Here is a 26,243-nt window from a genome sequence, read left to right as displayed (position 1 = left end):
CGGCCGGGGTTCCCAGCGCGCGGCTCGGTGCCCGACCGAAATAGGTACAGACGCCGAGGTGATCGTCACGCCGCCTGGCGCCGGGCGGTGACCGCGCCGACGGTGACCGCGACCGCGGCCGCGCCGACGACGCCCAGCGCCACCGCGACCGCCGCGGCCGCCGCGACGCCGGCCTCCTCGACGACGACCGCGCCGATGAAGGCGCTGGCGACCATCGCGAGCGTCACGACCAGCTCGTCGAACGCCGCCAGCCGACCGATCTCGAGATCGCTGGCGTGGCGCTGCATCGCGGTGTGGGCCATGACCCAGTTGGTGCCGGTGCCCAGGCCCCAGGTCAGCGCGACCACGGCCAGCGCCAGCGGCGACCGCGCCACCGTCAGCCCGGCGACCGCGACCAGCATCAGCGCGACCGCCGCGTGCTGCAGCACGAACGCCGAGGCGCCGCGCGCGACCAGGCGCGCGGCCACGGCCGGGCCGATGCCGGTGCCGGCGCCGCGGATCGCCTGCAGCAGCCCGAACGACAGCGCGGCGGCGCCGAACGGGTGGGCGTCGACGGCGATCAGGTTGAGGCTGATCCACGCCGCGCCGGCGGCGAAGGCGAGCGGGCTCTTGCCCAGCACCGCCGCCAGCAGCGGCCGGTTGGCGGCGGCGACGCGCAGCGCGAGCACCGTGTCGCGCGGCGCCGCGAGGATCGCCGGCCACAGCCGGCTGGGCGCGCGCGCGACCGGCAGGCGGGGCAGGGTCGCGTGGATCGACGCGGCCACCGCGAACGACAGCGCGTCGAGGACCAGCGCCAGGGTCGGGCCCAGCATCGCGGCGGCGCCGCCGAGCGCCATGCCGGCGACGTAGGCGGTGCTCCAGGTCGCGGCCAGGATCGCGTTGGCGGCGGTGAGCTGATCAGGGCCGACCAGGCGCCGGACCGCGGCCGACTCGGCCGGCGGCACCGCCGAGGTGATCGCGCTGCGCACCAGCAGGAGCCCCTGGATCGCCGCGAGCCACCCGACCGCGGCCGCGGCCGCCATGCCCGCGGTCGCCAGGGCCGCGAGCACGTCGGCGGCGATCAGCACGCCGCGACGATCGAAGCGATCGACCAGCGTCCCGGCCACCGGCGCCAGCAGCGCGCCGGGCAGCGCGTGGGCCGCGAACACGATCGCCAGGGCCATCGCGCCGCCGCCGCCGGTCAGCGCCAGCGTGCTGACCGCGACGAACGACAGCCAGTCGCCGCACAGCGACACGGCGCCGGCCGCCCAGAGGCGGCGGAACCCGGCGTGCTGGCGCAGGAGCGACACGCGGCCACCGTGCCCGAGCGCCGCTCGGTTGTCATCCATCGCGCCAATCTGTTGGCGGGCGGACAACCGGCGGGCGGCGCGGTTCGGGCTTTCCTTGGCGCCCGGGCTCGGGCATACCTCAGGCCATGCGTGGCCTCGTCGTCGCTGTCGTCCTCGCCCTGGCCACGGTCGCGCCGGTCGCGGCCGACGTGCCGACCCCTGGCGCGACGCCCCACGCCGACGACGCCGCGGCCCACGCCGGCGCCCCGCCGGCGGCGCGGCCCCGGCTGTCGCCCGCGCGCCTGGCCGAGCTGGCGCGGGCCCGGACCGAGCGCGCGGCCGGCCCGACCCGGGTGGTCTACGGCTACTACCCGTACTGGGTCGCCGATCTCGACACGATCCGCTGGTCGGCGCTGACCCACCTGGCGTGGTTCTCGATCGAGCTCGACGCGACCGGCGCGGTGACCGCGGCCCACGGCTGGCCCGATCTCGCCACCGTCGAGGCCGCCCACGCCGCCGGGGTCAAGGTCGACCTGACGTTCACGCTGTTCTCGGGCAGCGGCATCCTCGCGCTGACCCGCGATCCCGCGCGTCGGGCCGCGGCCATCGCGACGATGATCGATCGCCTGGAGGCCGGCGGCGCCGACGGCGTCTCCGTCGACTTCGAGGGCCTGATCGACGGCACCCGCGACTACTTCACGACGTTCATCCGCGAGCTGCGGGCCGGGCTCGACGCCCGCGGCCACCTCGCGGCCGAGATCTCGATCGCCGGGCCCTCGGTCAACTGGGCCGGCGCCGACGGCGTGCCCGAGTTCGATCTGCCGGCGCTGCTCGATCACGCCAGCTACTACTTCGTGATGGGCTACGGCTACTTCTGGTCGGGCTCGAGCGTGGCCGGGCCGATCGGCATCCTCGACGTCGACCGCACCTGGCGCGCGGCGACGAGCTGGTCGATGGAGCGGACCCTGGCCGGGTTCGCCAGCGAGGTCGGCGCCGCCAAGCGCGGGCAGATCATCCACGGCGTGCCGTACTACGGCCGCGAGTGGGTGACCGCGACCGACCAGCCGGTCGCGGCCGCCACCGATCACATCGGGGCGGTCACCTACAGCGCCAGCGTCGGGCACCTCGCCGCCGGCCGCACCCGCCGCTGGGACGCGGGCACCAGCTCGCCGTACTACGCCTGGCCGCAGGCCGGCGCGTGGCACCAGGTCTGGTACGACGACGCCGAGAGCCTGGCCGCGAAGTACCGGATGATCGTCGACGAGGATCTCGGCGGCGTCGGCATCTGGGCGCTCAACTACGACGCCCCGCACGCCGAGCTGTGGGATCTGCTCGACGCGACCTTCGGCGCCGAGCCGGCGCCGGTGCCGGGCAGCCGGGCCGCGCCCGCGGTCATCGCCGGCCTGCCGTTCCACGTCGAGGCCACGACCGTCGACGGCCCCGGCCGGTACTTCAACCGCTACGCCTGCGCGCCGACCGCGATCGAGGACGGCCGCGAGTGGGTCTACCAGGTCGAGCTGTGCCAGCCCGGCCAGCTCACGGCGACCGTCACCGACGACGCCGGCACCGACGTCGACGTGCACCTGCTGACCGCGCTCGACGAGGCGGCGTGCATCGCGCGCGACGACGGGACGCTCACCGCCGAGGTCGCCGCCGGCACGTACTACGTCGTCGTCGACAGCTTCGTCGCCAACCAGGTCTCGAGCGAGGGGCCGTTCGCGCTCGACGTGACGTTCGCGCCGACGCCCGGCACCGCGTGCCCGCTGCCGCCGCCCGCGGGCGACGACGCCGGCGGCTGCTGCTCGACGGCGCCGGTCACCGCCGCGGCCTGGGCGCCGCTGGTCGGGCTGGCGCTCGTGCGGCGCCGTCGACGCCGCGCGCGCTGACGCCGCGCACCACGGCGCTCGTAGGTTCTCGGTCGAGCACAGGTCCACGCGCCGGGCGGCGCGCGTCGTGGGTGGTCGCGGGTGTCGGGGGCGCCCCTCGAGGTGCCGACCTGGTCTCGAGCCCGCGGACGTCGGCGCTCGCCTGCACCCGCCTGGGTTCGGCGACGACCCGCGCACCTCGGTCGTGGGGGCCGACCTGGATCGGTGATGACCGCGGTCGGCGCGGTCGCGCCGGCGCGCCGACGCAGCGCCGCGAAACCCGGCGGGCGCGCGCTGGTACGCGCGCTGCAAGAGCGCTCGCCGTCCACGATCCTCCACCTCATCCGCACGCACCCACCAAGGAGCCCCCCATGACCGCCAACCTCGCCTCGGTCCCTGCCTTCACCTCGATCGATCTCGACAGCCTCGACGCCGTCACCGGCGGCCTCGACTGGGGCCAGCTCGGCCGCGCCACCGTCGGCGGGGCGGTCACCGGCGCCGCCGGGGGCGCCGCTACCGGGGCCGTCGCCGGCGCGCTGTCGACCGCGCCCGTCGCCGGCGTCGGCGGCCTCCCGGGCTGGGCCATCGGCGGCATCGCCGGCGGCGCGGGCGGCGCGGTCGCCGGCGCCGCCAACAACCTCGGCCAGCAGTGGGGATGGTGGAAGTGATGCTGGGCGTACGCTTCCGCCAGGGCGCCGCGGTCGGCGGCGCCGGCGGGGCGGTGGCCGGGCTGGTCTACGGCGTGCTCACCGTCGGGCCCACGATCGGCACCAGCGCCGTGCTGGGCGCGGTCGCGGGCCTGGTCGCCGGCGTCGTCTGGCTCGCGCTCAACCGCCCGGGCCTGACCTCGGTCTGACCCGCCGCGCGCGCCCCGCGCACGATCGGCCGCGCCGCGCGGGGACGGCCCCGTGGCGGCGCGGCATACTGGCGCCGTGACTCTCGAACGACTCGCCATCGCGACCCGCGGCAGCGCCCTGGCGCTGTGGCAGGCCGAGCACACCCGCGCCCGCTTGATCGCCACCCAGCCCGGGCTCGCGGTCGAGCTGCTCACGCTCTCGACCCAGGGCGACCGCATCCTCGACGTGGCCCTGGCCGCGATCGGCGGCAAGGCGCTGTTCGTGAAGGAGATCGAGCAGGCGCTGCTCGACGGCCGCGCCCAGGTCGCGGTCCACAGCATGAAGGACCTGCCGGCCGAGCTGGCGCCGGGGTTGATCCTCGCCGCGGTGTCGACGCGCGAGGATCCGCGCGACGCGCTGGTGTCGCGCCACGGCACGCTCGATCAGCTGCCCGAGGGCGCGGTGGTCGGCACGTCGAGCCTGCGGCGCCAGTGCCAGCTGCTCGCGGCCCGGCCCGATCTGCGCATCAAGCTCCTGCGCGGCAACGTGCCGACCCGGGTGCGCAAGCTCGACGACGGCGACTACGACGCGATCGTCCTGGCCGCGGCCGGCCTGACCCGGCTGGGCCTGGCCGCGCGCATCACCGAGCACCTGCCGATCGAGCGGTGCCTGCCGGCGGTGGCGCAGGGCGTGCTCGCGATCGAGACCCGGGCCGACGACGACGCCACGCGCGACCTCGTGCGCGCGGCGCTGCACGACGCGCGCGAGGAGCAGCGCATCACCGCCGAGCGCGCGTTCCTGGCCCGGATGGGCGGCAGCTGCCAGACCCCGCTGGCCGCGCACGCGACCCTGACCGGCGACCAGCTCCACCTCGCGGCGCTGTGCGGCACGCCCGACGGCACCCGGGTGCTGCGGTCGACCGCCGCCGGCGCCGCCGCCGACGCGGCGGCCCTGGGCGTGGCCGCGGCCGACGCGCTCCTGGCCCAGGGCGCCGACGCGATCATCGCGGCGTCGGCGATCGCGCCGGCCCATCCGTAACCGCTTCCATAACCGCCGCGATAGCCGCCGCGCCGCGGCCAAAGAAATTTTGCGCCTCGACGACGCGGCTCCTACCATGTAGGCGTGCGCTCGCCCGTCCTGTCCCTCGCGCTGGTCGTCGCCACCGGCTGTGGTGGATCGATGGCCCAGCTCCGCACCGACAACCATCGCCTCGCCGGCGACGTGAGCGCGCTGCGCTCCGAGCTGCGGGCCGAGCGTCGCAAGACCCGCGATCTCGAGAACCAGCTCCTGCTCGCGGCCGATCGGCTCGAGACCGCCGCGATCCACGGGCCGGTCGCGGTCGGTGGGCCGCCGACCCTGCCGATCGAGGTGCTGTCGCCCGACGCCCTGACCGACGACGTGCCCGAGGACGGCGCGCTGGTGGGCCAGAGCGACGACGGCAGCGAGATCGTCTACGTCGGCGACGCCGCGCGACCGGCGATCGAGCTCGACCCGAGCGAGCTGTCGCGGCGCGACCGCCAGCCGCCGTCGGTGGCGTCGCGCCCGCGGCCGCTGCGCGAGCTGCCGACCTCGACCGCGCTGCGGGACCCGGCCGCGGCCGGCGCCAGCGATCAGGCGCTCGAGCTGTACCGCCGTGGCCAGGCCGCGCTCAAGGCCCGCGACCACGCCGCCGCGATCGACGCGTTCCGCGCGCTGATCGCGCGCTACCCGAGCCACGACTACGCCGACAACGCCCAGTACTGGCTGGGCGAGGCGTTCTACGATCAGAAGGACTACGCGCGCGCGATCACGGAGTTCCGCGCGACGGTGTCGGCGTACCCGCTCGGCAACAAGGTCCCCGACGCGCTCGTGAAGATCGGCCTGGCCTACGCGGCGCTCGGCGAGCCGGCCAAGGCCCGGGCCGCGCTCGAGCAGGTGATCCGTCAGTTCCCCAAGACCTCGCCGGCGGCGATCGCCGTCTCTCGCCTGGAGCAGATGCCATGACCCGAACTCGCCGCGCGCTGGTCGCGCTCGCCACGACCGCGTCGCCGCTCGTCGCCGTGGCTCAGCCCGCGCCGCCGACCCCGCCCCCGGTGGTCATCACGATGGGCGCCGACGGCACCCCGACGGTCTCGAGCGGCGCGCCCGCGGCGCCCACCGGCTACTACCACTACGATCAGGCCGGCCTCGATCCGACCGAGGAGACCTTCGAGGTCTACGGCGGTCCGACGCCCGAGCTGCACGTCGTCACGCGCGGCGACACGCTCTGGGCGATCTGCTGGTACTACTTCAACGATCCGTGGCAGTGGCCGAAGGTGTGGGCCTACAACCCGCAGATCACCAACCCGCACTGGATCTACCCCGGCGATCTGGTGCGCCTGCTACCGCGCGGCTTCATCGCGGCGGTCACCAGCCTCGACGCGGCCCAGCTCGACCCCGACGAGGTCAAGGCCGGCGACGGCGACGCGCCGCCGCCGACGCCGACGCGCGCCGTCGAGCTGTCGGTGCGCCAGGTCGCGTTCATCGACAAGAAGCACCTCGAGTCGTCGTGGCGCGTCGTGGGCGCGGTCGACGAGCGCGAGCTGCTCAGCCTCGGCGACGAGGTCTACATCTCGTACCCCGGCGACGACGTCCCGCAGGTCGGCAAGCGCTACTCGATCTACCAGGCCGACGAGCCGGTCGCGGGCGTCGGCAGCTACGTGCGCATCCAGGGCGAGGTCCAGATCGTCGCGGTCAAGCAGGACAAGCGCGCCCGCGCGCGCATCGTCCGCGTCACCGGCGAGATCGAGCGCGGCGCCCGGGTCGGGCCGCTGATGACCCAGTTCAAGAACGTGCCGCCGGTCAAGAACACCGTCGACGCGACCGGCACGATCGTCGCGATGCTCGCGCGCGTCCAGCTCATCGGCCAGGGCGAGGTCGTGTTCCTCGACGTCGGCTCCGACCAGGGGGTCAAGGTCGGCAACCGCATGTACGTCGTCCGCCGCGGCGACGCGTTCGACCCGGTGATCCGGCCCGAGGACATGGTCGGACAGAACAACCAGCGGTTCCCGGCCCGGGCGCTGGGCGAGGTCGTGCTGATCCAGGTCGATGAGAAGCTCTCGATCGGCCTGGTCACGCTGGCGGTCGAGGAGATGGGCGTCGGCGACCGCGTGATGATGCGCAAGCAGTGAGCGCGGCCGCCGGTTGACGGCGGCGGTCGAGTTGCTACGGTCGCGCGATGGTGGCGGCGGTGTGGACGGTGACGCCCGAGGCGGACGGCTATCCGGCGCGGCTGCGCGCGCTGACGCGGCCGCCGACGCTCGACGGCGTCGGCCGGCTTCCGGGGCCGGGCCCGGCGGTGGCGCTGGTCGGCTCGCGCGCGGTCCGGGCCGAGGCCGCGCGCACCGCCGCCGCGCTCGCGGCCCACGCGGCCGGCCACGGCGCGACCGTGGTGTCGGGCGGCGCGATCGGCGTCGACACCGCCGCGCACCGCGGCGCGCTGGCGGCGGGCGGCGTCACGGTCGTCGTGCTCGGCACCGGCATCGACGTGGTCTACCCCGATCGCAACCACGGGCTGTTCGCCGACGTGATCCGCGGCGGCGGCGCGCTCCTGTCGATGTTCCCGCGTGGCCAGCCGCCCCGGCGCGGTCACTTCGTCGCGCGCAACGCGGTGATCGCGGCCCTGGCCGACGTCGTCGTCGTGGTCGCGGCCGAGCGTGGCTCCGGATCGCTCCACACCGCGCGCGCGGCCACGCGGCTCGGGCGGCGCCTGGTCGCGGTGCCCGGCACCGCGGGCACCGACGCGCTCCTGGCCGCGGGCGCCGGCGTCATCGAGTCGGTGGCCGATCTCGAGCGGGCGCTGGCGGGCACCGTCCGCGCGCGGGCGCGGCGCGCGCTCGACGACGACGAGGCGGCGCTGGTGACGGCGCTGGCGCCCGGCCCGCGGGGGCCGCTCGAGCTGGCCGCGATCCTGGGCTGGCGCCCGGCCGCGGTGGCGGCCGCGCTCGACGAGCTCGAGCGGGCCGGCTGGGTGCGCGCGGTCGGCGGCGCCTACGCGGCGACGAGATAGCTGCGGGCTGGGTGCGCGCGGTCGGCGGCGACGAGGCGGCGACGGCGTCGTCGCGAGGCCCGCGGCGCCTGGACGGCGGCCAGGCGCGCGGTCGACGGCGCCTCCGCGCCGACCGGGTCGCCGCGGGTCACGCGCGCTTGGGCGCCGGCGGCTTGGCCTTCGCGGGCGCCTTGGGCTTGGGGGCGGCCTTGGGCTTGGCGTCGGCCTTGGGCTTGGCGTCGGCCTTGGGCTTGGCGTCGGCCTTGGGCTTGGCGGCCTTGCTCTTGGCCGGGGCCTTGGCCTTGGGCGCCGCGGCGTCGTCGGTCGCGGTCGCCTTGGCCTTCGCGGCCGGGCGCCGGCGGTTGGCCTTGGTGCCGGTGGCGGTGACCTCGGCCCGCGGATCGCGGCCCTGCTCGCGCAGCTTCTCTTCGCGCTGGGCGATCAGCTCGAGCGCCTCCTCGAGCGTCAGCGCGGTCGGATCCTTGTGGGTCGGCACGGTCGCGTTGACCACGCCGTCGGTGACGTAGACGCCGAACTGGCCCTTCTTGACCATCACCTGCTTGCTGGTGATCGGGCTGGCACCCAGCGCCGTGCCCTGGGCCGCGGCGCCGCGGCGGCCGAACACCCGCGGCTCGGCCAGGAGCGCGAGCGCGCCCTCGAGGGTGATGTCGCGCAGCGCGTCGTGGCCGGTGAGGCTGCGCGAGTCGCGCTTGCCCTCGGGCGTCATCGTGTAGACGTACGGACCGTACTGGCCGTCGGACGCGACCACGTCGGCGCCGTGCGTGGGGTGCTTGCCGAGCACCTTCGGGTACGTCAGCAGCTGCAGCGCCTGGTCGAGCGTCAGGGTCTCGGGGCGCATGCCCGGCCACAGGCTGGCCATGCGCGGCGGCGGCGCGTCCTTCTTGCGCTTGCCCTTGGCGTCGAGCACCTGCTCGCCGAGCTGGATGTACGGGCCGAAGCGCCCGACCTTGACGTAGATCGCCAGCCCGGTCTTGGGATCGGTGCCGACCGAGCGGTTCGAGCCCGCCGCCTGGGTCAGCAGATCGAGCGCGCGCTCGACCGTGAGCTCGTCGAGCGGCAGCTCGATCGGCAGGTTGGCGCGGCGGTCGGTGTCGCCGATCTGCACGTACGGGCCGTAGCGCCCGACCCGGGCCACGACCGCCTCGCCCTTGGCGTCGAAGCCGATCGGGATGGCGCAGATGCCGCGCGGATCGATGTCGGCGACGCCGTCGCCGATCTTGGCGTGCAGCCCGACCTGGGCCAGCGCCGCCGGCGCGGCGTGACCGTTGCGCTCGCCCTCGGGCTTGGCCTCGTGCTTGACGATCGGCCGGGGGCCGGCGTCGCCGAAGTAGAACTGCGACAGCCACGGCTTGCTCTGCTTCTCGCCGGCCGAGATGTAGTCGAGGTCGTCCTCCATCTTGGCGGTGAAGGCGTAGTCGACCAGCTCGCCGAAGTGGGTCTCGAGCAGGTTGGTCACCGCGAACGCGGTCAGGGTCGGCACCAGCGCGCCGCCCTTCTTGAACACGTAGCCGCGGTCCTGGATGGTCTGGATGATCGACGCGTACGTCGACGGCCGGCCGATGCCGCGATCCTCGAGCTCCTTGACCAGGCTGGCCTCGGTGAACCGGAACGGCGGCTGGGTCGTGTGCTCCTTGGCCTCGGTCGCGGTCGCGCGCATGGCGTCGCCCTGGTCCAGCGGCGGCAACACCTTCTCCTGATCCTCGAGCTCGGCGTCGGGATCGTCGGAGCCCTCGACGTAGGCGCGGAGGAAGCCGGGGAAGGTCAGCACCTTGCCCGAGGTCGTCAGCACCGCGGTGCCGGGCCCGGCCGGCGCGCCGGCGATCGCGCCGAGCGTGGCGGCGATGCGGACCGCGGTGCGCTCGCCGGTCGCGTCCTTCATCTGCGACGCGACCGTGCGCTTCCAGATGAGGTCGTAGAGCTTCCACTGATCTTCTTCGAGCGCGCCCTTGAGCGACTCGGGGGTGCGGAACACCTCGCCGGCGGGGCGGATGGCCTCGTGGGCCTCCTGCGCGCCCTTGACCTGCTTGGTGTAGGTGCGCGGCTGGGCCGGCACGTACTCGGCGCCGAACAGGCTCTCGACCTGGCTGCGGGCCGCCGCCAGCGCCTCGGTCGACAGCGTCGTCGAGTCGGTGCGCATGTACGTGATGAAGCCGCTCTCGTACAGGCGCTGGGCCGTGCGCATCGTGCGCTGCGCGGTGAAGCGCAGCTTGCGCGCCGCCTCCTGCTGCAGCGACGACGTGATGAACGGCGCGTACGGCTTCTGGGTGAACGGCTTCTTGGTGACGTCGGCGACCGCCAGCGGCGCGGCCGCGATCGCGGTCGCGAGCGCCTCCGCCAGGTCCTTGCCGATCTGCAGCACGCCCGCCTTCTGGGCGTTGTCGGTGAGCGCGCCGGTGCCGGCGTCGAAGTCCTTCGACGTGGCGACCTTCTTGCCGAAGGCCTCGACCAGCTCGGTCGTGATGACCGCCTCGGCCGCGACCGGCGACAGGGTCGCGGTCAGGCCGTAGTAGCTGCCGCTCCGGAACGCCAGGCGCAGGCGCTCGCGCTCGACGATCAGCCGGGTCGCGACCGACTGGACCCGACCGGCCGACAGCCGCGGCGCGATCTTGCGCCACAGCACCGGCGACACCTCGTAGCCGTACAGGCGATCGAGGATGCGGCGGGCCTCCTGGGCGTCGACCAGCTTGGCGTCGATCATCCGCGGCGTCGCGATCGCGTGCTTGATCGCCTTCTCGGTGATCTCGTGGAAGACCATGCGCCGGACCGGCACCTTGGGCTTGAGCACCTCGTTGAGGTGCCAGGCGATGGCCTCCCCCTCGCGATCCTCATCCGTCGCCAGGTACAGCTCGGACGCGCCGGCCAGCAAGTCCTTGAGCTTCTTGACCTGGGCCTTCTTCTCGGCCGGCACGACGTAGAGCGGCACGAAGCCGTTCTCGACGTCGACCCCGGTCCGGGCCCAGGCCTTCTTGCGGTAGGCCTCGGGGATCTCGTCGGCGCCCGACGGGAGATCGCGGATGTGGCCGATCGACGACTCGACGATCGCGCTACCTCCGAGGAAGCGGCTGATGGTCTTCGCCTTGGCGGGCGACTCTACGATGATGAGCGGGATTGCCACGGCGTCGGCGTTCTTTACGCGACGTTGGCGGTCGGTTCAACCCCCGTCCGCGCTCGGACCGCCCGCGCCAGCGCCGATCGCGCGCCCCGTCAGAGGGCGCGACCGCGCAGAATCACTGGCGATGTTGGGGCCCAGGCGATCTTCGCGCGCACCTATATATTATCGTGGCCGCGGGGGCGTCTTGACGGCCGCGCGGGCCAGCGGCAGGGTGAGCCGATGCCCTCCTGGCGCGATCCTGACGTCACCGTGGTCGGCGGCGGCATGGCCGGGTGCGAGGCCGCGTGGCAGCTGGCCGAGCTCGGCTTCAAGGTCGCCCTGTGCGAGAGCAAGCCGACCGCGATGTCGCCCGCCCACCAGACCCCGCTCCTGGGTGAGCTGGTGTGCTCGAACTCGCTGCGCAGCGACGACGCCGACACCCCAGCCGGCCTGCTCAAGCGCGAGCTGCGGGCGGCCGGCTCGCTGTTGATGGCGTGCGCGGGGCGGCACCGGGTCCCGGCCGGCGCCGCGCTGGCGGTCGACCGGTTCGGGTTCGGCCGCGCGATCACGGTCGCCCTGGCGATGCACCCCCGCATCCGGATCGAGCGGCGCGCGGTCGACGCCTGGCCCACCGGGCCGGTCGTGGTCGCGACCGGCCCGCTCACCGCCGGGCCGATCGGCGCGCTCATCCGCCGGGAGCTCGGCGGCGACCGCATGTACTTCTACGACGCGATCGCGCCGATCGTCGCGGCCGACTCGATCGATCTCGACCACGCGTTCCGCGCGTCGCGCTGGAACCGCGAGTCGGAGCCCGAGGGCGGTGACAGCGGCGAGGCCTCGGTCGGCGACTACATCAACTGCCCGATCGACAAGCCGACCTACCTCGCGTTCGTGGCGGCGGTGAAGGCCGGGCGCCAGGTCGTGCCGCACGAGTTCGAGGAGCCGCGCTACTTCGAGAGCTGCCTGCCGATCGAGGTGATGGCCGACCGCGGCGAGGACACGCTGCGCTACGGGCCGATGCGGCCGGTCGGCCTGACCGATCCGCGCACCGGGCGCTGGCCGTACGCGGTCGTGCAGCTGCGGCCCGAGAACCGCTACCTCACCGCCTACAACCTGGTCGGGTTCCAGACCCGGCTGGCCTACCCCGAGCAGGCGCGCATCTTCGCGATGGTGCCGGCGCTCGCGCACGCCGAGTGGCTGCGGTTCGGCTCGATCCACCGCAACACCTACGTCGACGCGCCGCGGCTGCTCGGCGACGCGTTCGAGCTCAAGGCCGAGCCGCGGGTCCGGCTCGCCGGGTTGCTGACCGGGGTCGAGGGCTACATCGAGTCGTGCGCGATGGGGCTGGTGTGCGCGCACCTGTTCGCCGACGAGCAGGCCGGGCGATCGCTGGCGCCGCCGCCGCCGACCTCGATGATGGGCGCGCTGTACCAGCACGTGCGCACGCCGCGCGGGCCCAAGGAGCGCTACGGGCCGACCAACGTCAATTTCGGGCTGCTGCCGCCGGCCCCCGGCAACCTCAAGGCCAAGGATCAGCGCCGGCGCGCGCAGCTGGTGCGGGCGATCGCCGACTTCGACGCGTGGGCCGCGGCGCGGCGCGTGGTCACGGCGGCGGCGTGACGCGCGCGCTCGGCGCGCTGGTGGTGGCCGCGTGCGCCACCCCGGCCGCGCCGGTCACCAACCCGACGGCGCCGCCACCAGGCGCCACCCTGGTCGCTGCGCCGGCCGCGCCGGTCGCGCGCCCGCCGATCGCACCGACCGCGATCACGATCGCGTACCTGCCCGCGCGCGACGCGTGGTCAGTCGAGTGGCAGCTCGGCGCGCCGGCGGCGGCGCTGCGGTTCGATCGCCTGGCCGCGGCCGCGCCGCGCGGCGCGCTGTGGCGAGCGCCCGACGCGCTGGCCTGGCGCCAGGACGGCGACGCCGACGTGCTGGTCGCCGTCGACGGCGTGGCGCGCACGCGCTTCACCGCCGAGTTCGGCACCGACGATCAGAGCCCGGGCCGCGCGCCGCCCCAGAACCTGCGCTGGACCGACGGCAGCCGCCTCGTGTTCACCGGCGCGGTCGGCGCCGACGCCGAGGTGTGCGTCGACGATCGGTGCGGGCCCCGGGCCGGGCCGCGGGCGTGGCGGCTCGTGGCCGCGGATCGCCAGCTCCGGGTCGGTGACGCGGTCGCCGCCGACGAGCTGGCCTGGACCGAGCCGGTCGGCGATCGCCGCGGCACCTACGCCTACGTCGGCGGCGCCGCCGCGGCCACCGTCGATGAGGCGACCGTGGCGCTGGTCGTCGATCGCGGGCTGCCGCGCTGGCTCGCGGCCGAGACCGCGCGGCTGGTCCCGGCGGCGCTGGCCGACCTCGGCGCGCGCACCGGCGTGGCGCCGACCGCGCGGCCGCTGGTGCTGGTGTCGCTGCGGCCGGCGGGCGGCGCCGGCTACGCGGTGCGCGGGCGCGCGCTGCCCGACCTGGTGCAGCTCGAGGCCGGCGGGCGCGGGTGGCGCACGCGCACGACCGCGGGCGCGCGGCTGTGGCGCGAGCTGGTGGTGCACGAGCTCTTCCACCTGTGGAACGGCCAGCTCGCGCGCCGCGCCGATCGCAAGGACGAGTGGCTGTCCGAGGGCGCGTCGTCGTTCGTCGCCGGCCTCGCGCTGCGCGACGCCGGGTTGCTCGACGCGCGCCAGTGGGGCCGTCGGGTCGTGGCGGTCGGCAACCGCTGCGCGCGGGCGCTGGTCGGCCCGCTCTACGGCGACGCCGCCGAGCCGGCCTACTACGACTGCGGCGAGCTGGTGCAGGCGGCGCTCGATCGCGCGCTGACCGGCACCGGCGGCCTGTGGCCGATCTACCGGCGCTTGTTCGCCGACGCGCGCGCGCGCCCGAGCGGCGCGTACGCCACCGCCGACTTCCTGGCGCTGTGCGAGGCGGCCGGCGCCGACCCCGGGACGCTCGGGCGGGTGCGCGCGCTGATCGAGCTCGGCCTCGGCGCCGATCCGCAGGCGACCGCCCGGGCGCTGCTCGCCGACGCCGGCCTCGCGACGACGGTGGTGCCGGCCCGGCGCGGGCGCCCGGCCCGGCTGCGCTGGGTCGCGGCCCCAGCGCCGCGGCGGGCCCGTGGTAGCGTGCGCCCATGAGGCTGCTCGGCAAGCTCGCGCTGGTGTTCGGCGGCACCAGCGGCATCGGCGCGGCGATCGCGCGGGCGTTCGCCAAGGAGGGCGCCAGCGTCGTCGCCTACGGCCGGCGCGGGCGCGCGGGCGCGGTGACGCGGCCCGAGGCGGGCGAGGTCGCCGTGGCCCAGCTCGACGTCACCGACGAGGCCGCGGTCAAGGCCCGCTACGCCGAGCTGCCCACGCCCGACCTGGTCGTGTGCGCCGCCGGCACCGGCACGTTCGGCCCGATCCACACCGCGACCGTCGCCGATCTGCGCGCGATGCTCGACACCCACATCGTCGGCACGTTCGTGTGCGCGCGCGAGGCGCTGCGCCGGATGCAGCCCGAGCGCCGCGGCCACATCGTCGCGATCGCGTCGCACGTCGCCGATCGCACGTTCCCCGACTGCGGCGGCTACACCGCGGCCAAGGCCGGGCAGCGCGGCTTGATGCGGGTGCTGGCCGAGGAGGCGCGCCCGTACGACATCCGCGTCACCACGGTCATGCCGGGCGCGACCGACACGCCGATCTGGGACGATCGGCCCGGGTTCGATCGCAGCCGCATGATGAAGCCCGACGATCTGGCCGGGCTGCTCGTCGCGATCGTCGCGCGGCCGGCGCTGGCGATCGACGAGATCACCGTCACCCCGCCGGCCGGCGCGCTGTAGCTGCACAGGAGGACGCGATGACCACGACCCTCGGAATGCCCACCCGCACCTCGCTCACGTTCGACCAGGCGCTCACGCGCGTGCCCGAGGCGCTCAAGGCCGAGGGCTTCGGCGTGCTGACCGAGGTCGACGTGACCAGCACGCTCAAGGCCAAGCTCGGCGTCGACTTCCGCCGCTACCGGATCCTCGGCGCCTGCAACCCGACGCTCGCGCACAGGGCGCTGTCGACCAACCTCGCCGCCGGCACGATGATGCCGTGCTCGGTCGCGGTCTACGAGGACGACGACGGCACCGCGACCGTGGTCGCGATCGACCCGGCCCAGACCGCCGCCGCCGGCTCGCCCGAGCTGGTCGCGATCATGGGCGAGGTGCGCGAGCGCCTCGGCCGCGTGATCGCGGCGCTGGGGTAGGGGGCCCGCGGCGACCGCGGTCACGGCGCCGCGGCGGCCACGGCCGCGGCGATCAGCGGCTCGTAGGCGGGCTCGGTGGTCTGGTCGGCGACCAGCTCGCGGTAGGCGACGGTGCCGTCCTTGCCGATCACCCAGGTCGAGCGCGCGAGCAGGCCCGACTCCTCGACCGCGAGGCCGAAGCCGCGGCCGAAGCCGCCGCCGTGGTAGTCCGAGGCCATCCGGGTCTCGGTGTGGGCCTCCTCGGCGAACCGCTGCTGGGCGAACGGCAGGTCGCGGCTGACCGTGATGACCACGGTGCCGGCGGGGAGCTGGGGGATCGCGTCGCTGACGTGGTGGGTCTGCGACTCGCACACGCGGGTGTCGATCGACGGCACCACCGACAGCACGACCACCTGGCCCCGGAGGTCGGCCAGGCGCAGCGGCGCCAGCGCGCTGTCGACGATCGTCACGTCGGGGATCGCGGCGCCGACCTCGAGCGTCGGGCCGAGCAAGGTCAGCGGCGTGTCGCCGCGGGCGATCACCCCGGTCACGCGGGTCCGACCGTCGGCCGCAGCCACGATCCGCGCGCGTTGGTCGACCGGCTTGGCCTTGAGGTAGGCGACCACGTCGGCCTCGTCGACCGACGACGACGAGCAGGCGGCGAGCAGCAGGGCAGGGCTGAGGAGCGGGGCGCGCATCGTCGGCCAGGCTAGCAGGCCATCGCCGACGATGCCCGATCTGCCGGATCCGGCGTCGGCGTCGACGCCGGCGGCGTGTGCGCCGCGGTTGCACCGGCCGTCGCTGCTGGCCTACCGTGAACCAGCCGTGTCAGACGAGTCCCTGTTCGACGCGGGCCCGCGCTTCGAGGTCCGACGCCAGCTCGGCGCCGGCGGCATGGGCGTGGTCTACGAGGCGTACGATCGCGAGCTCCAGGAGCCGGTCGCGCTGAAGGTGCTGCGGGACGCCGACGGCATCTGGCTGGCGCGCTTCAAGCAAGAGTTCCGGTCGCTGCACGACGTCACCCACCCGAACCTCGTCACGTTCGGCGAGTTCTTCGACGGTCCGAGCGAGCCGTTCTTCTCGATGGAGCTGGTCGCCGGCGTCGACCTGCTCACCCACGTCCGCCGGCCCGACGTGCCGGGCGGCTGCGATCTGCCGCGCCTCCGCGCCGCGCTGCAGCAGCTCGCCGTCGGGCTGGCCGCGCTCCACGACGTGGGCAAGGTCCATCGCGACGTCAAGCCGTCGAACATCCTGGTCACCGCCGCTGGGCGGGTGGTGCTGGTCGACTTCGGGCTGGTGGCCGAGGTCGACGCGGCCGGGCAGTCGACCGGCGGCGGGATCGTCGGGACCGTCGAGTACATGGCGCCAGAGCAGGCGCTGTCGGGCGACGTGACGCCCGCCGCCGACTGGTACGGCCTCGGCGTGGTGCTGTTCGAGGCGCTCACCGGCGCGCTGCCGCACGCGGGGCGCTCGCCGTACGAGGTCATCATGCACAAGCACCAGGTGACGGCGCCCGCGGCCCGGGCGCTCGCGCCGGACACGCCGGCCGACCTCGACGCGCTGTGCGCCGCCTTGCTCGAGATCGATCCCGCGCAGCGCCCCGGCGCCCGGGCCGTCCTCGATCGGCTCGGCGTGGCCCCGACCCGCGCGCGCGCGGCCGACTCGACCCCGCCGGGGCCGACCTCGACCGTGGCGCCGCCGTTCGTCGGGCGCGGCGCCGAGCTGGCCGAGCTGCGCGCCGCCTACGCCGACGTGCGCGGCCAGCCGCTGGTGTGCCTGGTCGAGGGCGTCTCGGGCGTCGGCAAGAGCCAGCTCGTCGACCACTTCCTCGCCGGGCTCGTCGCCGACGATCCCGCGGCGGTGGTCCTGACCGGCCGCTGCTACGAGCGCGAGGTCGTGCCGTTCAAGGCGCTCGACGGGATCGCCGACGACCTCGCGCGTCACCTCGCGCACCTGCCGGCGACCGCCGTGGCCGCGCTGCTGCCGCGCCGCGCGGCGCTGCTGGGGCGCCTGTTCCCGGTGCTCAAGCGGGTCGAGGCCATCGCCGCGTCGCCGCACGTCCCCGACGTGCCCGACCCGCACGACCAGCGCCAGCGCATGTTCGCCGCGCTGCGCGAGCTGTTCCTGCGCCTGGCCGAGCGCGGCCCGCTGGTCTGGTACATCGACGATCTGCAGTGGACCGACGCCGACAGCCTGGTCCTGCTGGCCGACCTGCTCACGCACGAGGACCGGCTGCCGGTGCTCATCGTCGCGACGGTGCGTCCGGTCGACGACCCGACCCGCGTGGCGCTGCTGGCGCGGATCGCGCAGCTCGCGACCACCCGGCGGCTCCACCTGCACGAGCTGTCGCTCGACGACGCGCGCGCGCTGGCCGCGCAGCTCTTGCCCGGGTGCTCCGCGGCGACGCTGGCCGCGGTCGCGGCCGACGCCGGCGGTCACCCGATGTTGCTCCACGAGCTGGCCCGCCACGTCGACACCGCCGACGTCCGCTCGACCTCGACGGCGACGCTCGAGGAGATGCTCACCCGGCGCATCGCCCGGCTCGACCGGCCGGCCCGCGACCTGCTGGAGGTGCTGGCGGTGTTCGGCGGACCGCTGGCCCAGGACGTCGCGGCGCTGGCCGCCGAGCTCCCGACGGCCATCCAGGTCAAGGCGACGACCGCGCTGCGGGTCGCGCACCTGGTGCGCACCGACGGGATCCGTCGCTCGGATCGGGTCGTCACCTACCACGACCGGGTCCGCGAGCACGTCGACGCGCAGCTCGGCACCGCGCGCCGCCGCCACCTGCACGAGCGCCTGGCCCTGGCGCTGGAGCAGACCGGCGCGGCCGAGCACAACCCGCGCGCGCTGGTCCGGCACGCGCGGGCCGCGGGCCGCGACGCGCTGGCGGCGGCGTACGCGCAGGCCGCCGCCGGCCACGCCGTCGGTGCGCTGGCGTTCGATCAGGCCGCCGAGTTCTTCGCCGAGGCGATCGAGCTGGGCGTCCACGACGACGCGGCGTTGCGCGGCCTGCGGATCGAGCTGGCGACCGCGCTGATGCACGCCGGTCGTGGGCCCGAGGCCGCGGCGACGTTCGTCGAGGCCGCGCGCGGGGCCGAGCCGGCCGTCCGCCTCGACTGTCAGCGCCAGGCCGCGGAGCAGTGGATCATCACCGGCCACCTGCAGCAGGGCATGGCGGCGCTGCGCTCGTCGCTCGACGACATCGGCGAGCCGGCCGCGGGCAGCCCGCGGCGCGCGCTGGTGCGGGTGCTCTGGCACCGCGCGCGGCTCCGGCTGCGCGGCACCCGCCACGCGCGGCTCCTCGAGAGCCAGGTCCCGATCGAGACGCTGCGCCGGCTCGACGTGCTGCGCGCGGTCGCCCACGGCCTGGCGATGATCGACAACATCCGCGGCGCCGACTTCAACGGCCGCTACCTGTTGCTGGCCCTCAAGACCGGCGAGGTCCGCCGGCTCGTCGGCGCCCTGGCCACCGAGGTGGTGTTCCTCGCCAGCCAGGCCGGCGCCGCCGGGCGCCAGGCCCGCCGGCTGTACGCCGAGCTGACCGAGCTGGCCGCGGTCTGCCCCGATCGCGCCTACGCCCGGACCTGGGTCTTGCTCGCCGACGGCGCCGCGAGCTTCTTCGAGGGTCGCTTCCCGGCGGCGGCCGCAGCGCTGGCCCAGGCCGAGGAGGTCTTCGCCGCCGGTCCCCGGGGGCTCACCTACGAGAAGAACAACACCCGGGTGTTCCGCGTGCACGCGCTGCGGATGCTGGGCGCGGTGCAACAGCACGGCGCGCTGATCACCGAGCTGGTGCGCACCGGGCGCCAGCGCGGCGATCGCTACCTCGAGACCACGTTGCAGCTGCTCCAGGTGCAGTCGCTGCTGGCCCGCGGCGACGTCGCCGAGGCGCGGCGCAACATCGACGAGGTGTCGTGGACCCCGCCCCAGGACGGCTACCACCTGCAGCACTGGTACGAGCTGCGCGCGCGGGTCGAGCTGGCGCTGTACGAGGGCGACGCGGCGCCGGCGCTCGCGCGCCTCGCCGGCGACTTCGCGGCGCTGCGGCGGTCGATGCTCCTGCGCGTCAAGCTGGTCCGCGTCGACGCCGCCTACCTGCGCGGGCGCCTCGTGCTGGGCGGCGGGGCTCACGGCCCGACGTCGGCGCCGGGCCGCGCCGAGGTCCGCCGGATCATCGGCCAGCTCGAGGGCGAGGACGTCGGCTACGCCACGGTGTTCGCGCTGCTGCTGCGCGCCGGGCTGGGCGACGGCTCCGATGACGACGTCGTGCGGTGCTTGCGCCAGGCGATCGAGGTCGCCGGCGCGCACGCGATGGCGATCCAGCTCGCCGCCGCGCGGGCGCGCCTGGCCGAGCTCGTCGGCGGCGACGAGGGCGCGGCGCTGCGCGCGGAGGTCGCGCGCTACGCCAGCGACAACGGCATCGTCGATCCGGCGCGGTTCCTGGCGATCGCGGCGCCCGAGCTGCGATCCTGACAGCGGCACCGGCACCGGTTCCGGTCCGGCTCCGGTTCCGGTTCCGGTCCGGCTCCGGATCCGGTTCCGGTCCGACACCGGCTCCGGGTCCGGCTCCGGGTCCGACACCGGCTCCGGCTCCGGCTCCGGCTCCGGTTCCGGCTCCGGGTCCGACACCGGCTCCGGCTCCGGCTCCGGCTCCGGCTCCGGTTCCGGCTCCGGCTCCGGTTCCGGCTCCCACTCACTCCCTGGTCACCAGCTTGTCGACCAGCGGGCGCAGCGGCGTGTTGTGGAACAGCCGCACCAGCGTGTCGCCGAGGGCCTCGCCCTCGACCAGCTTCTGCACGTCCCAGGCCTGCGCCACCTTGACCAGGGTCTCGTTGCGCGACAGGACCAGGAGCGCCTCGCTGAGGTTGCCGGACACGGCCGCGAACCGCTGCACCGCGGTCTCGGCCTCGACCCGGAGCAGGTCGATCTTGGCGCCCTGCTCGGCGACCGCGCACGCGAGCTCCTGATCGCGCTCGCGCTTCACGCGCGCGAGCCGGTGGTCGAACTTGACCTCCTCGACCGCCTGCTCGGCGGCGACCAGGCGCTGCTTGTCCGCGGCCTCGCGCAGCGCGTTGCCCAGGCGCGCCAGCACGGTCGCCAGCTCGCTGGCGGCCAGCTCGCGGGTGAGCTCGTCGTGGCGCTTGGCGGTCGCGGCCTTGACCTCGGCCTCCTCGCGGGCGATCTGCTCGCGCTGGCGCGTGGCCTCGAGCTCGCGCCGCAGGTTCGACAGGTCGATGTTCGCGCGCACGACCTGGTGCTGGGCCTGCTCGAGCAGCTCGCGGATCTGCGCGTCGCCCAGCACGACCTGGTGGACCTCGAGATCGACCACGCGCATGCCGTTGGCCGCGAACGCCAGGCCCGGGCGCGCGCCGTCGACCGCGGCGCCGAGCACGACGTCGCGGATCTGATCGGCCGCGGTCGCGTACAGGTCCTCGACCTTGTGGCGCCGGGCGTGGCCCTTGAGCAGCGACCGCGCGTGGTCGCACACCAGCTTCACGTAGTCAGCCACGGCGAACCAGCGCAGCGGGTCGCCCTCGAAGTCGACCCGGTAGGCCAGGTGCAGCTCGACCCGGACGTGATCGAGCGTCTCGACCTCGACCAGATCCGCGACGTGGTTGTTGGCGATGCGCAGGTACGGCGTCTCGACCACGCGCGCGCTGGTCTTGGGCACGCCGGTCGACAGCGCGAGCACCTCGAGGCTCTCGTCGTAGTCGAGCAGCACGGTGGCCGGGCCGACCTCGACCCGACGCTTGCCGGTCTTCGAGGTCACGAGCACGGCGTAGCCGGTCCACGGCGCGATCTGCGGCGCGCCCTGGAAGCGGTTGTCGAGCGTGATCGTCCGCGGCTGGGTGTACGTGCTCGCGCGCGAGAACTCGTCGGCGACCAGGGCCTGGTCACCGCTGACCCGGCTGGCCTCCATCGCGGTGTTCGGCGCGGTCGCGCCGCCGCCCTTGGACGGACCCCGGGCCCGGCCGCCGCGCTCGACGTCGCCCTCGGACAGCACGCCCTGGCGGGTCGTGGGCACGTTGTGGAGCAGCGCCCGCAGGCCACGGTTGTAGTCGAGCGCCTCCGGGTTGCCCGGGTACCACAGCGCGCACTCGCGCTCGCCGAGCGCGCGCCGCACGATCACCTCGGTGCGCGGGTCGGGCAAGAGCATGGCGGGGCCGCGCACGGTCCGGATCGCGCCGGTCAGGCGGTCCATCACGTAGCGGGCCTCGCCGACCGCGATCGCGGTGGCGAAGTGCTTGGCCTTGCCGTCGTACTTGATCGCCGAGTGCTCCTCGCGCGGGAAGTAGATCGCGGTGTCCTTGCCGGTGAGGAACAGCTCGTCGCCGGCCTGGTGGGCCTTGCCGGCCTCGGCGTAGGCCGCGATCACCTTGATGTGCAGGCCCTGGATCTCGTTGAGCTCGACGGCGCGGAACTTCTTGCTGACGCCCGGCCGGTGTCGTCCTTGGCCTCGACGAACCGCTCGCTCGGCAACGGGAACACGACCTGGGGGCCGACCTCGAACCGCTTCTTGCCGTTCTCGTCGACCAGGATCGCGTACTCGAGCCGCTCGAGCGTCAGCGCCTCGCGCACGTACTTGCCGTCGCCGAGCTCGGCGACGACCTCGACGCCGGTCGGCGGGATGTAGAACGACACCTCGGTGCCGCGGATGATGAGCTGCTTGCCGACGGTGAGATCGGGCGGCGGCGCCTTCGACACCGGCTGCGGGCCCGCGCCGTCGCCGTCGGCGACCGCCGGCTTGACCACCGCCTGGCTCCAGTTCTTGCGCGCCTCGTCCTCGTTGTAGATGCGCACCAGCAGGTACTGGTTCGAGCGCAGGTGGTGGCCCTCGATCACCTCGGCCGACTGGCCGGGCCACAGCGCGAACGTGGCCGGGCCCGGCACGATGATCGTGCGACCGATCTCCTGCTCGGCGCTGGGCTGGGCGCTGCCCTCGTCGGGGTGCTTGTTGCCGCGCGCGGGGTTGCGCAGGATGATGTAGTGGCCCTCGGCCGCGACCGGGGCGATCCGCATCGCCTCCTCGAGCGTGGCCGCGCCGCGGAACGTGCCCGAGGCCGCGTCGTAGACCACCGGCCGCTCCTGCGCGGTCGGGTTGATCACCGTCGGGCCGGTGTACGTCTTCACGACGCCCTTGGTCACGTCCTGCATGTAGGCGTAACCGCCGGGCGGCAGGACCAGGTCTCGCTTCTGCTGGGGCTCGTTCATGGTGTCACTCTTTCGCAAGGTCTTCATGGGATGACTCGGCGCCGCCGGGTGGAGTCGAACCACCGCGCCAGGCGTAGGAGGCCCGGATCGCGATCCGCGCACGGAGGCATGGGGTGGCGACGACGCGTCGTCGCCGACGGTCGCGGTCGAGGGAGGCCGCGCGGGCGCACGCCCGCCGATCAGCAGGTCAGTGCAGCCGCACGGACTGGCGGTGACGCGCGCCGCAGGTCGTCAGTCGGCAACTGACGATCTGGCGAGACCGCGGCCCGAGCGTGGCGGCGACGCCGCCGACGCGCGCGCGGCGTCCACGGCTGGACGCGGCCCGGCGCGGCGACCACGCGTGGCGGCGCCGTCCACGGGCCAGGCTCGACGACCGCGCGGCGGGCGAGCGCCCGCGCGGGTCACCTGGTGGGTAGCGATGGCATGTACTGGCGCACGAATCCGTCCTTCGTTCGATCCTCTGACCCGATCCCGAAATCCCGCCGCCGCTCGCCATGCCACCGGTCCACTGACGGAACGACCGATCTTGACGCTGCGTGTGTAGATAGACGCAGCGTCGGAGATTGTCAAACACCAAGTACTGGCGATCTCCGAAGTCGTCAGCGGCGCTGAGATTTTTTGAGCCCGGAGCCGGAGCCTCGCCCCGCGCCCGCGCCCGCACCCGCGCCCGAACCGAAACCGGAACCGGACCCGGAGCCGGACCCGGACCCGGAACCGGACCCGGACCCGGACCCGGACCCGGACCCGGAGCCGGAGCCGGAACCGGAACCGGACCCGGAGCCGGAGTCGGAACCGGAGCCGGAGCGGGCGCCGTCACTCGTCACCGTCGAGGAAACTGGCCCGCGCCCCCGCCGGCGCCTACGATCTGCCGACGCTCATGGACTGGCCGACCGCGATCGCCTCGTTCACCTCGTACCTCGCGAGCGAGCGCGGCTACTCGCCGCGGACCAGCGCGGTGTACCTGGCCGAGGTCGAGGCCTTCCGCGTCGGCGTCGCCGCCCGGCGCGCGCCGCGGCCGCCGCTGACGCCGGCCGAGGTCGACACGATCGAGGTGCGGCGCCACCTGGCGAGCCTGTTCGACGCCAACCGGCCGGCGACGATCGGCAAGAAGCTGTCGGCGCTGCGCACGTTCTTCCGCTTCCTGCACAAGCGCGGCGTCGTCGCCGGCAACCCGGCCGCGGCGATCCGCGGGCCCAAGAAGCGACCGAGCTTGCCGCGCGCGCTCGACGTCGACGACGCGTTCCGCCTGGTCGAGGCGCCGGCGGCGGGCCCGCGCCCGACGGTGCGCCCGCGCGGCGTCGACGAGGCCGCCCGGGCCGAGGCCCTGGCGCTGCGCGACGCGGCGCTGTTCGAGGTCCTCTACGGCGCCGGCCTGCGCGTGTCCGAGGCGTGCGCGCTCGACCACGACGACCTCGAGCACGATCGCTACGGCACCTGGACCGTCACGGTCCTGCGCGGCAAGGGCGGCAAGCGTCGGATCGTGCCGCTGGGCGACGCCGCGGTGCGCGCGCTCGCCGCGTGGCGCGCGGCCCGGGCGTGGGCGCCGGGCCCGGCGGTGTTCGTCAACGCGCGCGGCCAGCGCCTGACCCCGCGCTCGGTCCAGCGCCTGACCCGGGCCTGGGCCATCGCCAGCGGCGTCACCGCGCCGGCCACGCCCCACGCCTTCCGCCACTCGTTCGCGACCCACCTGCTCGACGGCGGCGTCGACCTGCGCTCGATCCAGGAGCTGCTCGGTCACGCCAGCCTGTCGTCGACCCAGGTCTACACCAAGGTCTCGCTCGATCACCTGATGAAGGTCTACGACGCCGCGCACCCGCGCGCCCACGCCGACGGCGAGCCGCCGACCGAGTGATCAGGCCGCGGCCGGCACCAGGCCCTCGGCGCGCAGGAACCCGAGCGTGCGCTCGACGCCGGTCGCCAGCGGCGTCGGCGCGAACCCGAGCTCGCGCTGGGCCTTGGCGCTGTCGACCCGGGCCTGCCACAGGATGAACGTGAGCTGGCCCGGCGCGATCAGCGGGCTGAACCGGAACAGCCGCGCCAGCGGCGCGCTCACGCCCGCGAGCCCGCGCAGGAGCCAGGCCGGCGCGTCGCGCGGCACCTTGCGCAGGCCGGCCTGGCGCGCGATCTCGACGCACAGCTCGCGGTTCGACGCGTAGCCGTCGCTGACCAGGTAGCGCTCGCCGCTGACGCCGCGGTCGGCGGCGGCCAGGTGCGCGTCGACGACGCCGTCGACGTAGACGACCGACATGCCGCCCGGCGGCACCATCGGCATCTTGCCGGTCAGCAGCCGGATGAACACGCCGTTGAGCGCGACGTGGACCGGGCCCGGGCCGTAGACCGCGGCCGGGTTGACGTGCACGACGTCGAGCCCGTCGGCGCGGATCGCCTCGGCCGCGCGGTCGGCGGCCTGCTTGCTGCGCTCGTAGGCGGTGTGCTTCGGGTGCGGGTCGAGGTTGGTCTCGACCAGCGTGCCGCCGCGCGGGGCCGCGAACACGTCCATCGTCGACGTGTAGATCACACGGGCCACGCCGGCGGTCCGGGCCGCGGCCAGCACGTTCGCCGTGCCCAGGTGGTTGACCCGATCGAAGACGCCCTCGTCGCGCTGCCACTGCTCGGGCATGCCCGCGGCGTGGAACACCCGGGCGACGCCGGCCAGCGCCGGCACCAGCGACGCCGGCTCGGTGATGTCGCCGCGCACCAGCTCGACGCCGGGCAGGATCGGGCGGGCCCGGTCGAGATCGCGGACCAGCGCGCGGACGCGCTGGCCGCCGTCGGCGAGGCGCCGCGCCAGCGCGTTGCCGACCAGTCCCGTGGCACCCGTGACGAGCGTGAGCATGATCGACGTGTACCGTCACGCGGCGCCGGCGTCGAGCCCCCCCCCCCCCCCCCCCCCCCCCCCCCCCCCCCCCCCCCCCCCCCCCCCCCCCCCCCCCCCCCCCCCCCCCCCCCCCCCCCCCCCCCCCCCGCTGGGCGCGAACCGCGCTAGCGTGGCGGTGATGTCGCTCGATGGCCTGGTCCGGTGGATCGATCGCGCGCGCGCGCGCCGGGGCCCGAACCTCGCGGTCGTCAACCTGCGGATCCTGATCGGCTTCGCGTTCGTGCCGGCCGGGCTCAAGAAGGTGCTGGGCCAGCCGTTCACCGACCCGGCGAACGCCGGCCGCTTCCACGACTTCCTCGACGCGTTCCTGGCCACTGGCGGCATGTACCGGTTCGTCGGCGCGCTCCAGCTGACCGCGGCGCTCCTGCTCATGACCCAGCGGTTCGCGGCGCTGGGCGCGGCGCTGGCCTTGCCGATCGCCACGGCGATCGCGGCGTTCACCTGGAGCACCGCCCGGGCGCCGACGGTGATCGTCACGACGCTCCTGGTGCTGGGCCTGGCGGGGTTGCTGGGTTGGGATCTGCGGCGCTGGGCGGCGATGCTGACCGAGCGGCCGCCGCCGCCCGCGCCGCCACCGTCGTCGCCGCCGCCGATCGAGCGCCGGCTGTGGGCGCTGTGTGGCGTCGCGGTGATCGCGATCTACCTGGGCCTGTGCCTGGCGCTGGGCGAGGTCTATCGGCCGCGGCGGCCGACGCCGGACTCGCCGGCCTACTACGTCATGCCGGCCCTGGCGCTGGTGCCGCTGGCGACCTGGGCGCTCGAGCGCCGCCGCCGTGGTAAGCCTGCGGCAACGTGAGCACCGAACGACTGCTGCGTTCCACCACCATCCTCACCGTCCGCCGGGGCGGCGCCGTCGTCGTCGCGGGCGACGG

General features: G+C 75.1%; 20 protein-coding genes and 1 tRNA gene. 14 read left to right on the top strand and 7 right to left on the bottom strand.

Annotated features, from left to right (window positions below; all coding sequences use genetic code 11):
* Positions 1-65: 65 nt before the first annotated feature.
* Entirely contained in the window at positions 66-1,328 is a 1,263-nt protein-coding gene (locus IPL61_07915) for an MFS transporter (protein MBK9031247.1), read from the bottom strand.
* 86 nt (positions 1,329-1,414) lie between these two features.
* Here IPL61_07915 and IPL61_07910 point away from each other — a divergent pair, with 86 nt between their 5' ends.
* The 7 genes from IPL61_07910 (at position 1,415) to IPL61_07880 (ending at position 7,996) form a co-directional block, all read left to right on the top strand.
* A complete protein-coding gene (locus tag IPL61_07910; GenBank protein MBK9031246.1) occupies positions 1,415-3,154 on the top strand; it encodes a hypothetical protein in 1,740 nt (579 codons plus the stop codon).
* Between the two features lie 350 nt (positions 3,155-3,504).
* Entirely contained in the window at positions 3,505-3,801 is a 297-nt protein-coding gene (locus IPL61_07905) for a bacteriocin (protein MBK9031245.1), read from the top strand.
* Complete coding sequence (locus tag IPL61_07900; protein ID MBK9031244.1) at positions 3,801-3,989, top strand: hypothetical protein; 189 nt, start codon at positions 3,801-3,803, stop codon at positions 3,987-3,989. The genes IPL61_07905 and IPL61_07900 overlap by 1 nt, the downstream gene beginning before the upstream one ends.
* Before the next feature lie 76 nt (positions 3,990-4,065).
* Positions 4,066-5,007, top strand: coding sequence for a hydroxymethylbilane synthase (gene hemC / locus IPL61_07895; protein ID MBK9031243.1), 942 nt, complete (start codon positions 4,066-4,068; stop codon positions 5,005-5,007).
* Between the two features lie 84 nt (positions 5,008-5,091).
* The gene (gene ybgF / locus IPL61_07890; GenBank protein MBK9031242.1) at positions 5,092-5,952 is read left to right on the top strand and encodes a tol-pal system protein YbgF; all 861 of its coding nucleotides are present in this window, start codon (positions 5,092-5,094) and stop codon (positions 5,950-5,952) included.
* Positions 5,949-7,118 (top strand): LysM peptidoglycan-binding domain-containing protein, encoded by a 1,170-nt coding sequence (locus IPL61_07885; protein MBK9031241.1) that lies wholly within the window; start codon positions 5,949-5,951, stop codon positions 7,116-7,118. The genes ybgF and IPL61_07885 overlap by 4 nt, the downstream gene beginning before the upstream one ends.
* A gap of 47 nt (positions 7,119-7,165) precedes the next feature.
* Positions 7,166-7,996 carry a DNA-protecting protein DprA gene (locus IPL61_07880; GenBank protein ID MBK9031240.1) on the top strand — a complete coding sequence of 277 codons (831 nt, stop codon included), beginning with the start codon at positions 7,166-7,168 and terminating at the stop codon, positions 7,994-7,996.
* A 127-nt stretch (positions 7,997-8,123) separates the two neighbouring features.
* Here IPL61_07880 and topA read toward each other — a convergent pair whose 3' ends face one another.
* Complete coding sequence (topA, locus tag IPL61_07875; protein MBK9031239.1) at positions 8,124-11,111, bottom strand: type I DNA topoisomerase; 2,988 nt, start codon at positions 11,109-11,111, stop codon at positions 8,124-8,126.
* Positions 11,112-11,327: 216 nt separating this feature from the next.
* Here topA and trmFO point away from each other — a divergent pair, with 216 nt between their 5' ends.
* From trmFO to IPL61_07855, 4 genes are read left to right on the top strand one after another with little or no spacing between them, the layout of a single operon-like run.
* Positions 11,328-12,707, top strand: a complete 1,380-nt coding sequence (gene trmFO, locus IPL61_07870) for a methylenetetrahydrofolate--tRNA-(uracil(54)-C(5))-methyltransferase (FADH(2)-oxidizing) TrmFO (protein ID MBK9031238.1) — start codon at positions 11,328-11,330, stop codon at positions 12,705-12,707.
* A complete protein-coding gene (locus IPL61_07865; protein ID MBK9031237.1) occupies positions 12,704-14,212 on the top strand; it encodes a hypothetical protein in 1,509 nt (502 codons plus the stop codon). Before trmFO ends, IPL61_07865 begins: the two co-directional genes overlap by 4 nt.
* Positions 14,209-14,895: an SDR family oxidoreductase gene (locus tag IPL61_07860; protein ID MBK9031236.1), complete on the top strand. Its 687-nt coding sequence runs from the start codon at positions 14,209-14,211 to the stop codon at positions 14,893-14,895. The genes IPL61_07865 and IPL61_07860 overlap by 4 nt, the downstream gene beginning before the upstream one ends.
* 35 nt (positions 14,896-14,930) lie before the next feature.
* Positions 14,931-15,305 carry a DUF302 domain-containing protein gene (locus IPL61_07855; GenBank protein ID MBK9031235.1) on the top strand — a complete coding sequence of 125 codons (375 nt, stop codon included), beginning with the start codon at positions 14,931-14,933 and terminating at the stop codon, positions 15,303-15,305.
* A gap of 20 nt (positions 15,306-15,325) precedes the next feature.
* On the opposite strand, the gene tpx is transcribed toward IPL61_07855, so the two are convergent.
* Positions 15,326-15,982 carry a thiol peroxidase gene (tpx, locus tag IPL61_07850; protein ID MBK9031234.1) on the bottom strand — a complete coding sequence of 219 codons (657 nt, stop codon included), beginning with the start codon at positions 15,980-15,982 and terminating at the stop codon, positions 15,326-15,328.
* A 127-nt stretch (positions 15,983-16,109) separates the two neighbouring features.
* Here tpx and IPL61_07845 point away from each other — a divergent pair, with 127 nt between their 5' ends.
* Positions 16,110-19,754, top strand: a complete 3,645-nt coding sequence (locus tag IPL61_07845) for a protein kinase (GenBank protein ID MBK9031233.1) — start codon at positions 16,110-16,112, stop codon at positions 19,752-19,754.
* Between the two features lie 220 nt (positions 19,755-19,974).
* Here the strand turns inward: IPL61_07845 and IPL61_07840 are convergent, their stop codons facing one another.
* From IPL61_07840 to IPL61_07830, 3 genes are all read right to left on the bottom strand, one after another.
* Positions 19,975-21,657: a hypothetical protein gene (locus tag IPL61_07840; protein ID MBK9031232.1), complete on the bottom strand. Its 1,683-nt coding sequence runs from the start codon at positions 21,655-21,657 to the stop codon at positions 19,975-19,977.
* Positions 21,654-22,493 carry a hypothetical protein gene (locus IPL61_07835; protein MBK9031231.1) on the bottom strand — a complete coding sequence of 280 codons (840 nt, stop codon included), beginning with the start codon at positions 22,491-22,493 and terminating at the stop codon, positions 21,654-21,656. The genes IPL61_07840 and IPL61_07835 overlap by 4 nt, the downstream gene beginning before the upstream one ends.
* Before the next feature lie 39 nt (positions 22,494-22,532).
* A tRNA-Ser gene (locus IPL61_07830) sits at positions 22,533-22,601 on the bottom strand.
* A 769-nt stretch (positions 22,602-23,370) separates the two neighbouring features.
* Between IPL61_07830 and IPL61_07825 the strand changes: the two genes are divergently transcribed.
* Positions 23,371-24,345 (top strand): tyrosine recombinase XerC, encoded by a 975-nt coding sequence (locus IPL61_07825; protein MBK9031230.1) that lies wholly within the window; start codon positions 23,371-23,373, stop codon positions 24,343-24,345.
* Here the strand turns inward: IPL61_07825 and IPL61_07820 are convergent, their stop codons facing one another.
* On the bottom strand, positions 24,346-25,329 hold the full coding sequence (locus tag IPL61_07820) for an NAD-dependent epimerase/dehydratase family protein (GenBank protein MBK9031229.1): 984 nt from the start codon (positions 25,327-25,329) through the stop codon (positions 24,346-24,348).
* Between the two features lie 160 nt (positions 25,330-25,489).
* Here IPL61_07820 and IPL61_07815 point away from each other — a divergent pair, with 160 nt between their 5' ends.
* On the top strand, positions 25,490-26,167 hold the full coding sequence (locus IPL61_07815) for a hypothetical protein (GenBank protein ID MBK9031228.1): 678 nt from the start codon (positions 25,490-25,492) through the stop codon (positions 26,165-26,167).
* Positions 26,168-26,243 lie beyond the last annotated feature (76 nt).

This window comes from Myxococcales bacterium (genome assembly GCA_016717005.1).
Taxonomy (GTDB): Bacteria; Myxococcota_A; Polyangia; order Haliangiales; family Haliangiaceae; genus UBA2376.
The sequence above is the reverse complement of the archived record's forward strand: the minus strand, read 5'-3'. Positions and strand labels throughout refer to the sequence as shown.

Excerpts from the sequence above, each read along its gene's own strand:
- IPL61_07915 (MBK9031247.1), bottom strand. The coding sequence starts at position 1,328 with ATGGATGACAACCGAGCGGCGCTCGGGCACGGTGGCCGCGTGTCGCTC.
- IPL61_07910 (MBK9031246.1), top strand. The coding sequence starts at position 1,415 with ATGCGTGGCCTCGTCGTCGCTGTCGTCCTCGCCCTGGCCACGGTCGCG.
- IPL61_07905 (MBK9031245.1), top strand. The coding sequence starts at position 3,505 with ATGACCGCCAACCTCGCCTCGGTCCCTGCCTTCACCTCGATCGATCTC.
- IPL61_07900 (MBK9031244.1), top strand. The coding sequence starts at position 3,801 with ATGCTGGGCGTACGCTTCCGCCAGGGCGCCGCGGTCGGCGGCGCCGGC.
- IPL61_07885 (MBK9031241.1), top strand. The coding sequence starts at position 5,949 with ATGACCCGAACTCGCCGCGCGCTGGTCGCGCTCGCCACGACCGCGTCG.
- IPL61_07880 (MBK9031240.1), top strand. The coding sequence starts at position 7,166 with ATGGTGGCGGCGGTGTGGACGGTGACGCCCGAGGCGGACGGCTATCCG.
- trmFO (MBK9031238.1), top strand. The coding sequence starts at position 11,328 with ATGCCCTCCTGGCGCGATCCTGACGTCACCGTGGTCGGCGGCGGCATG.
- IPL61_07860 (MBK9031236.1), top strand. The coding sequence starts at position 14,209 with ATGAGGCTGCTCGGCAAGCTCGCGCTGGTGTTCGGCGGCACCAGCGGC.
- IPL61_07855 (MBK9031235.1), top strand. The coding sequence starts at position 14,931 with ATGCCCACCCGCACCTCGCTCACGTTCGACCAGGCGCTCACGCGCGTG.
- tpx (MBK9031234.1), bottom strand. The coding sequence starts at position 15,982 with ATGCGCGCCCCGCTCCTCAGCCCTGCCCTGCTGCTCGCCGCCTGCTCG.
- IPL61_07835 (MBK9031231.1), bottom strand. The coding sequence starts at position 22,493 with ATGAACGAGCCCCAGCAGAAGCGAGACCTGGTCCTGCCGCCCGGCGGT.
- IPL61_07825 (MBK9031230.1), top strand. The coding sequence starts at position 23,371 with ATGGACTGGCCGACCGCGATCGCCTCGTTCACCTCGTACCTCGCGAGC.
- IPL61_07820 (MBK9031229.1), bottom strand. The coding sequence starts at position 25,329 with ATGCTCACGCTCGTCACGGGTGCCACGGGACTGGTCGGCAACGCGCTG.
- IPL61_07815 (MBK9031228.1), top strand. The coding sequence starts at position 25,490 with ATGTCGCTCGATGGCCTGGTCCGGTGGATCGATCGCGCGCGCGCGCGC.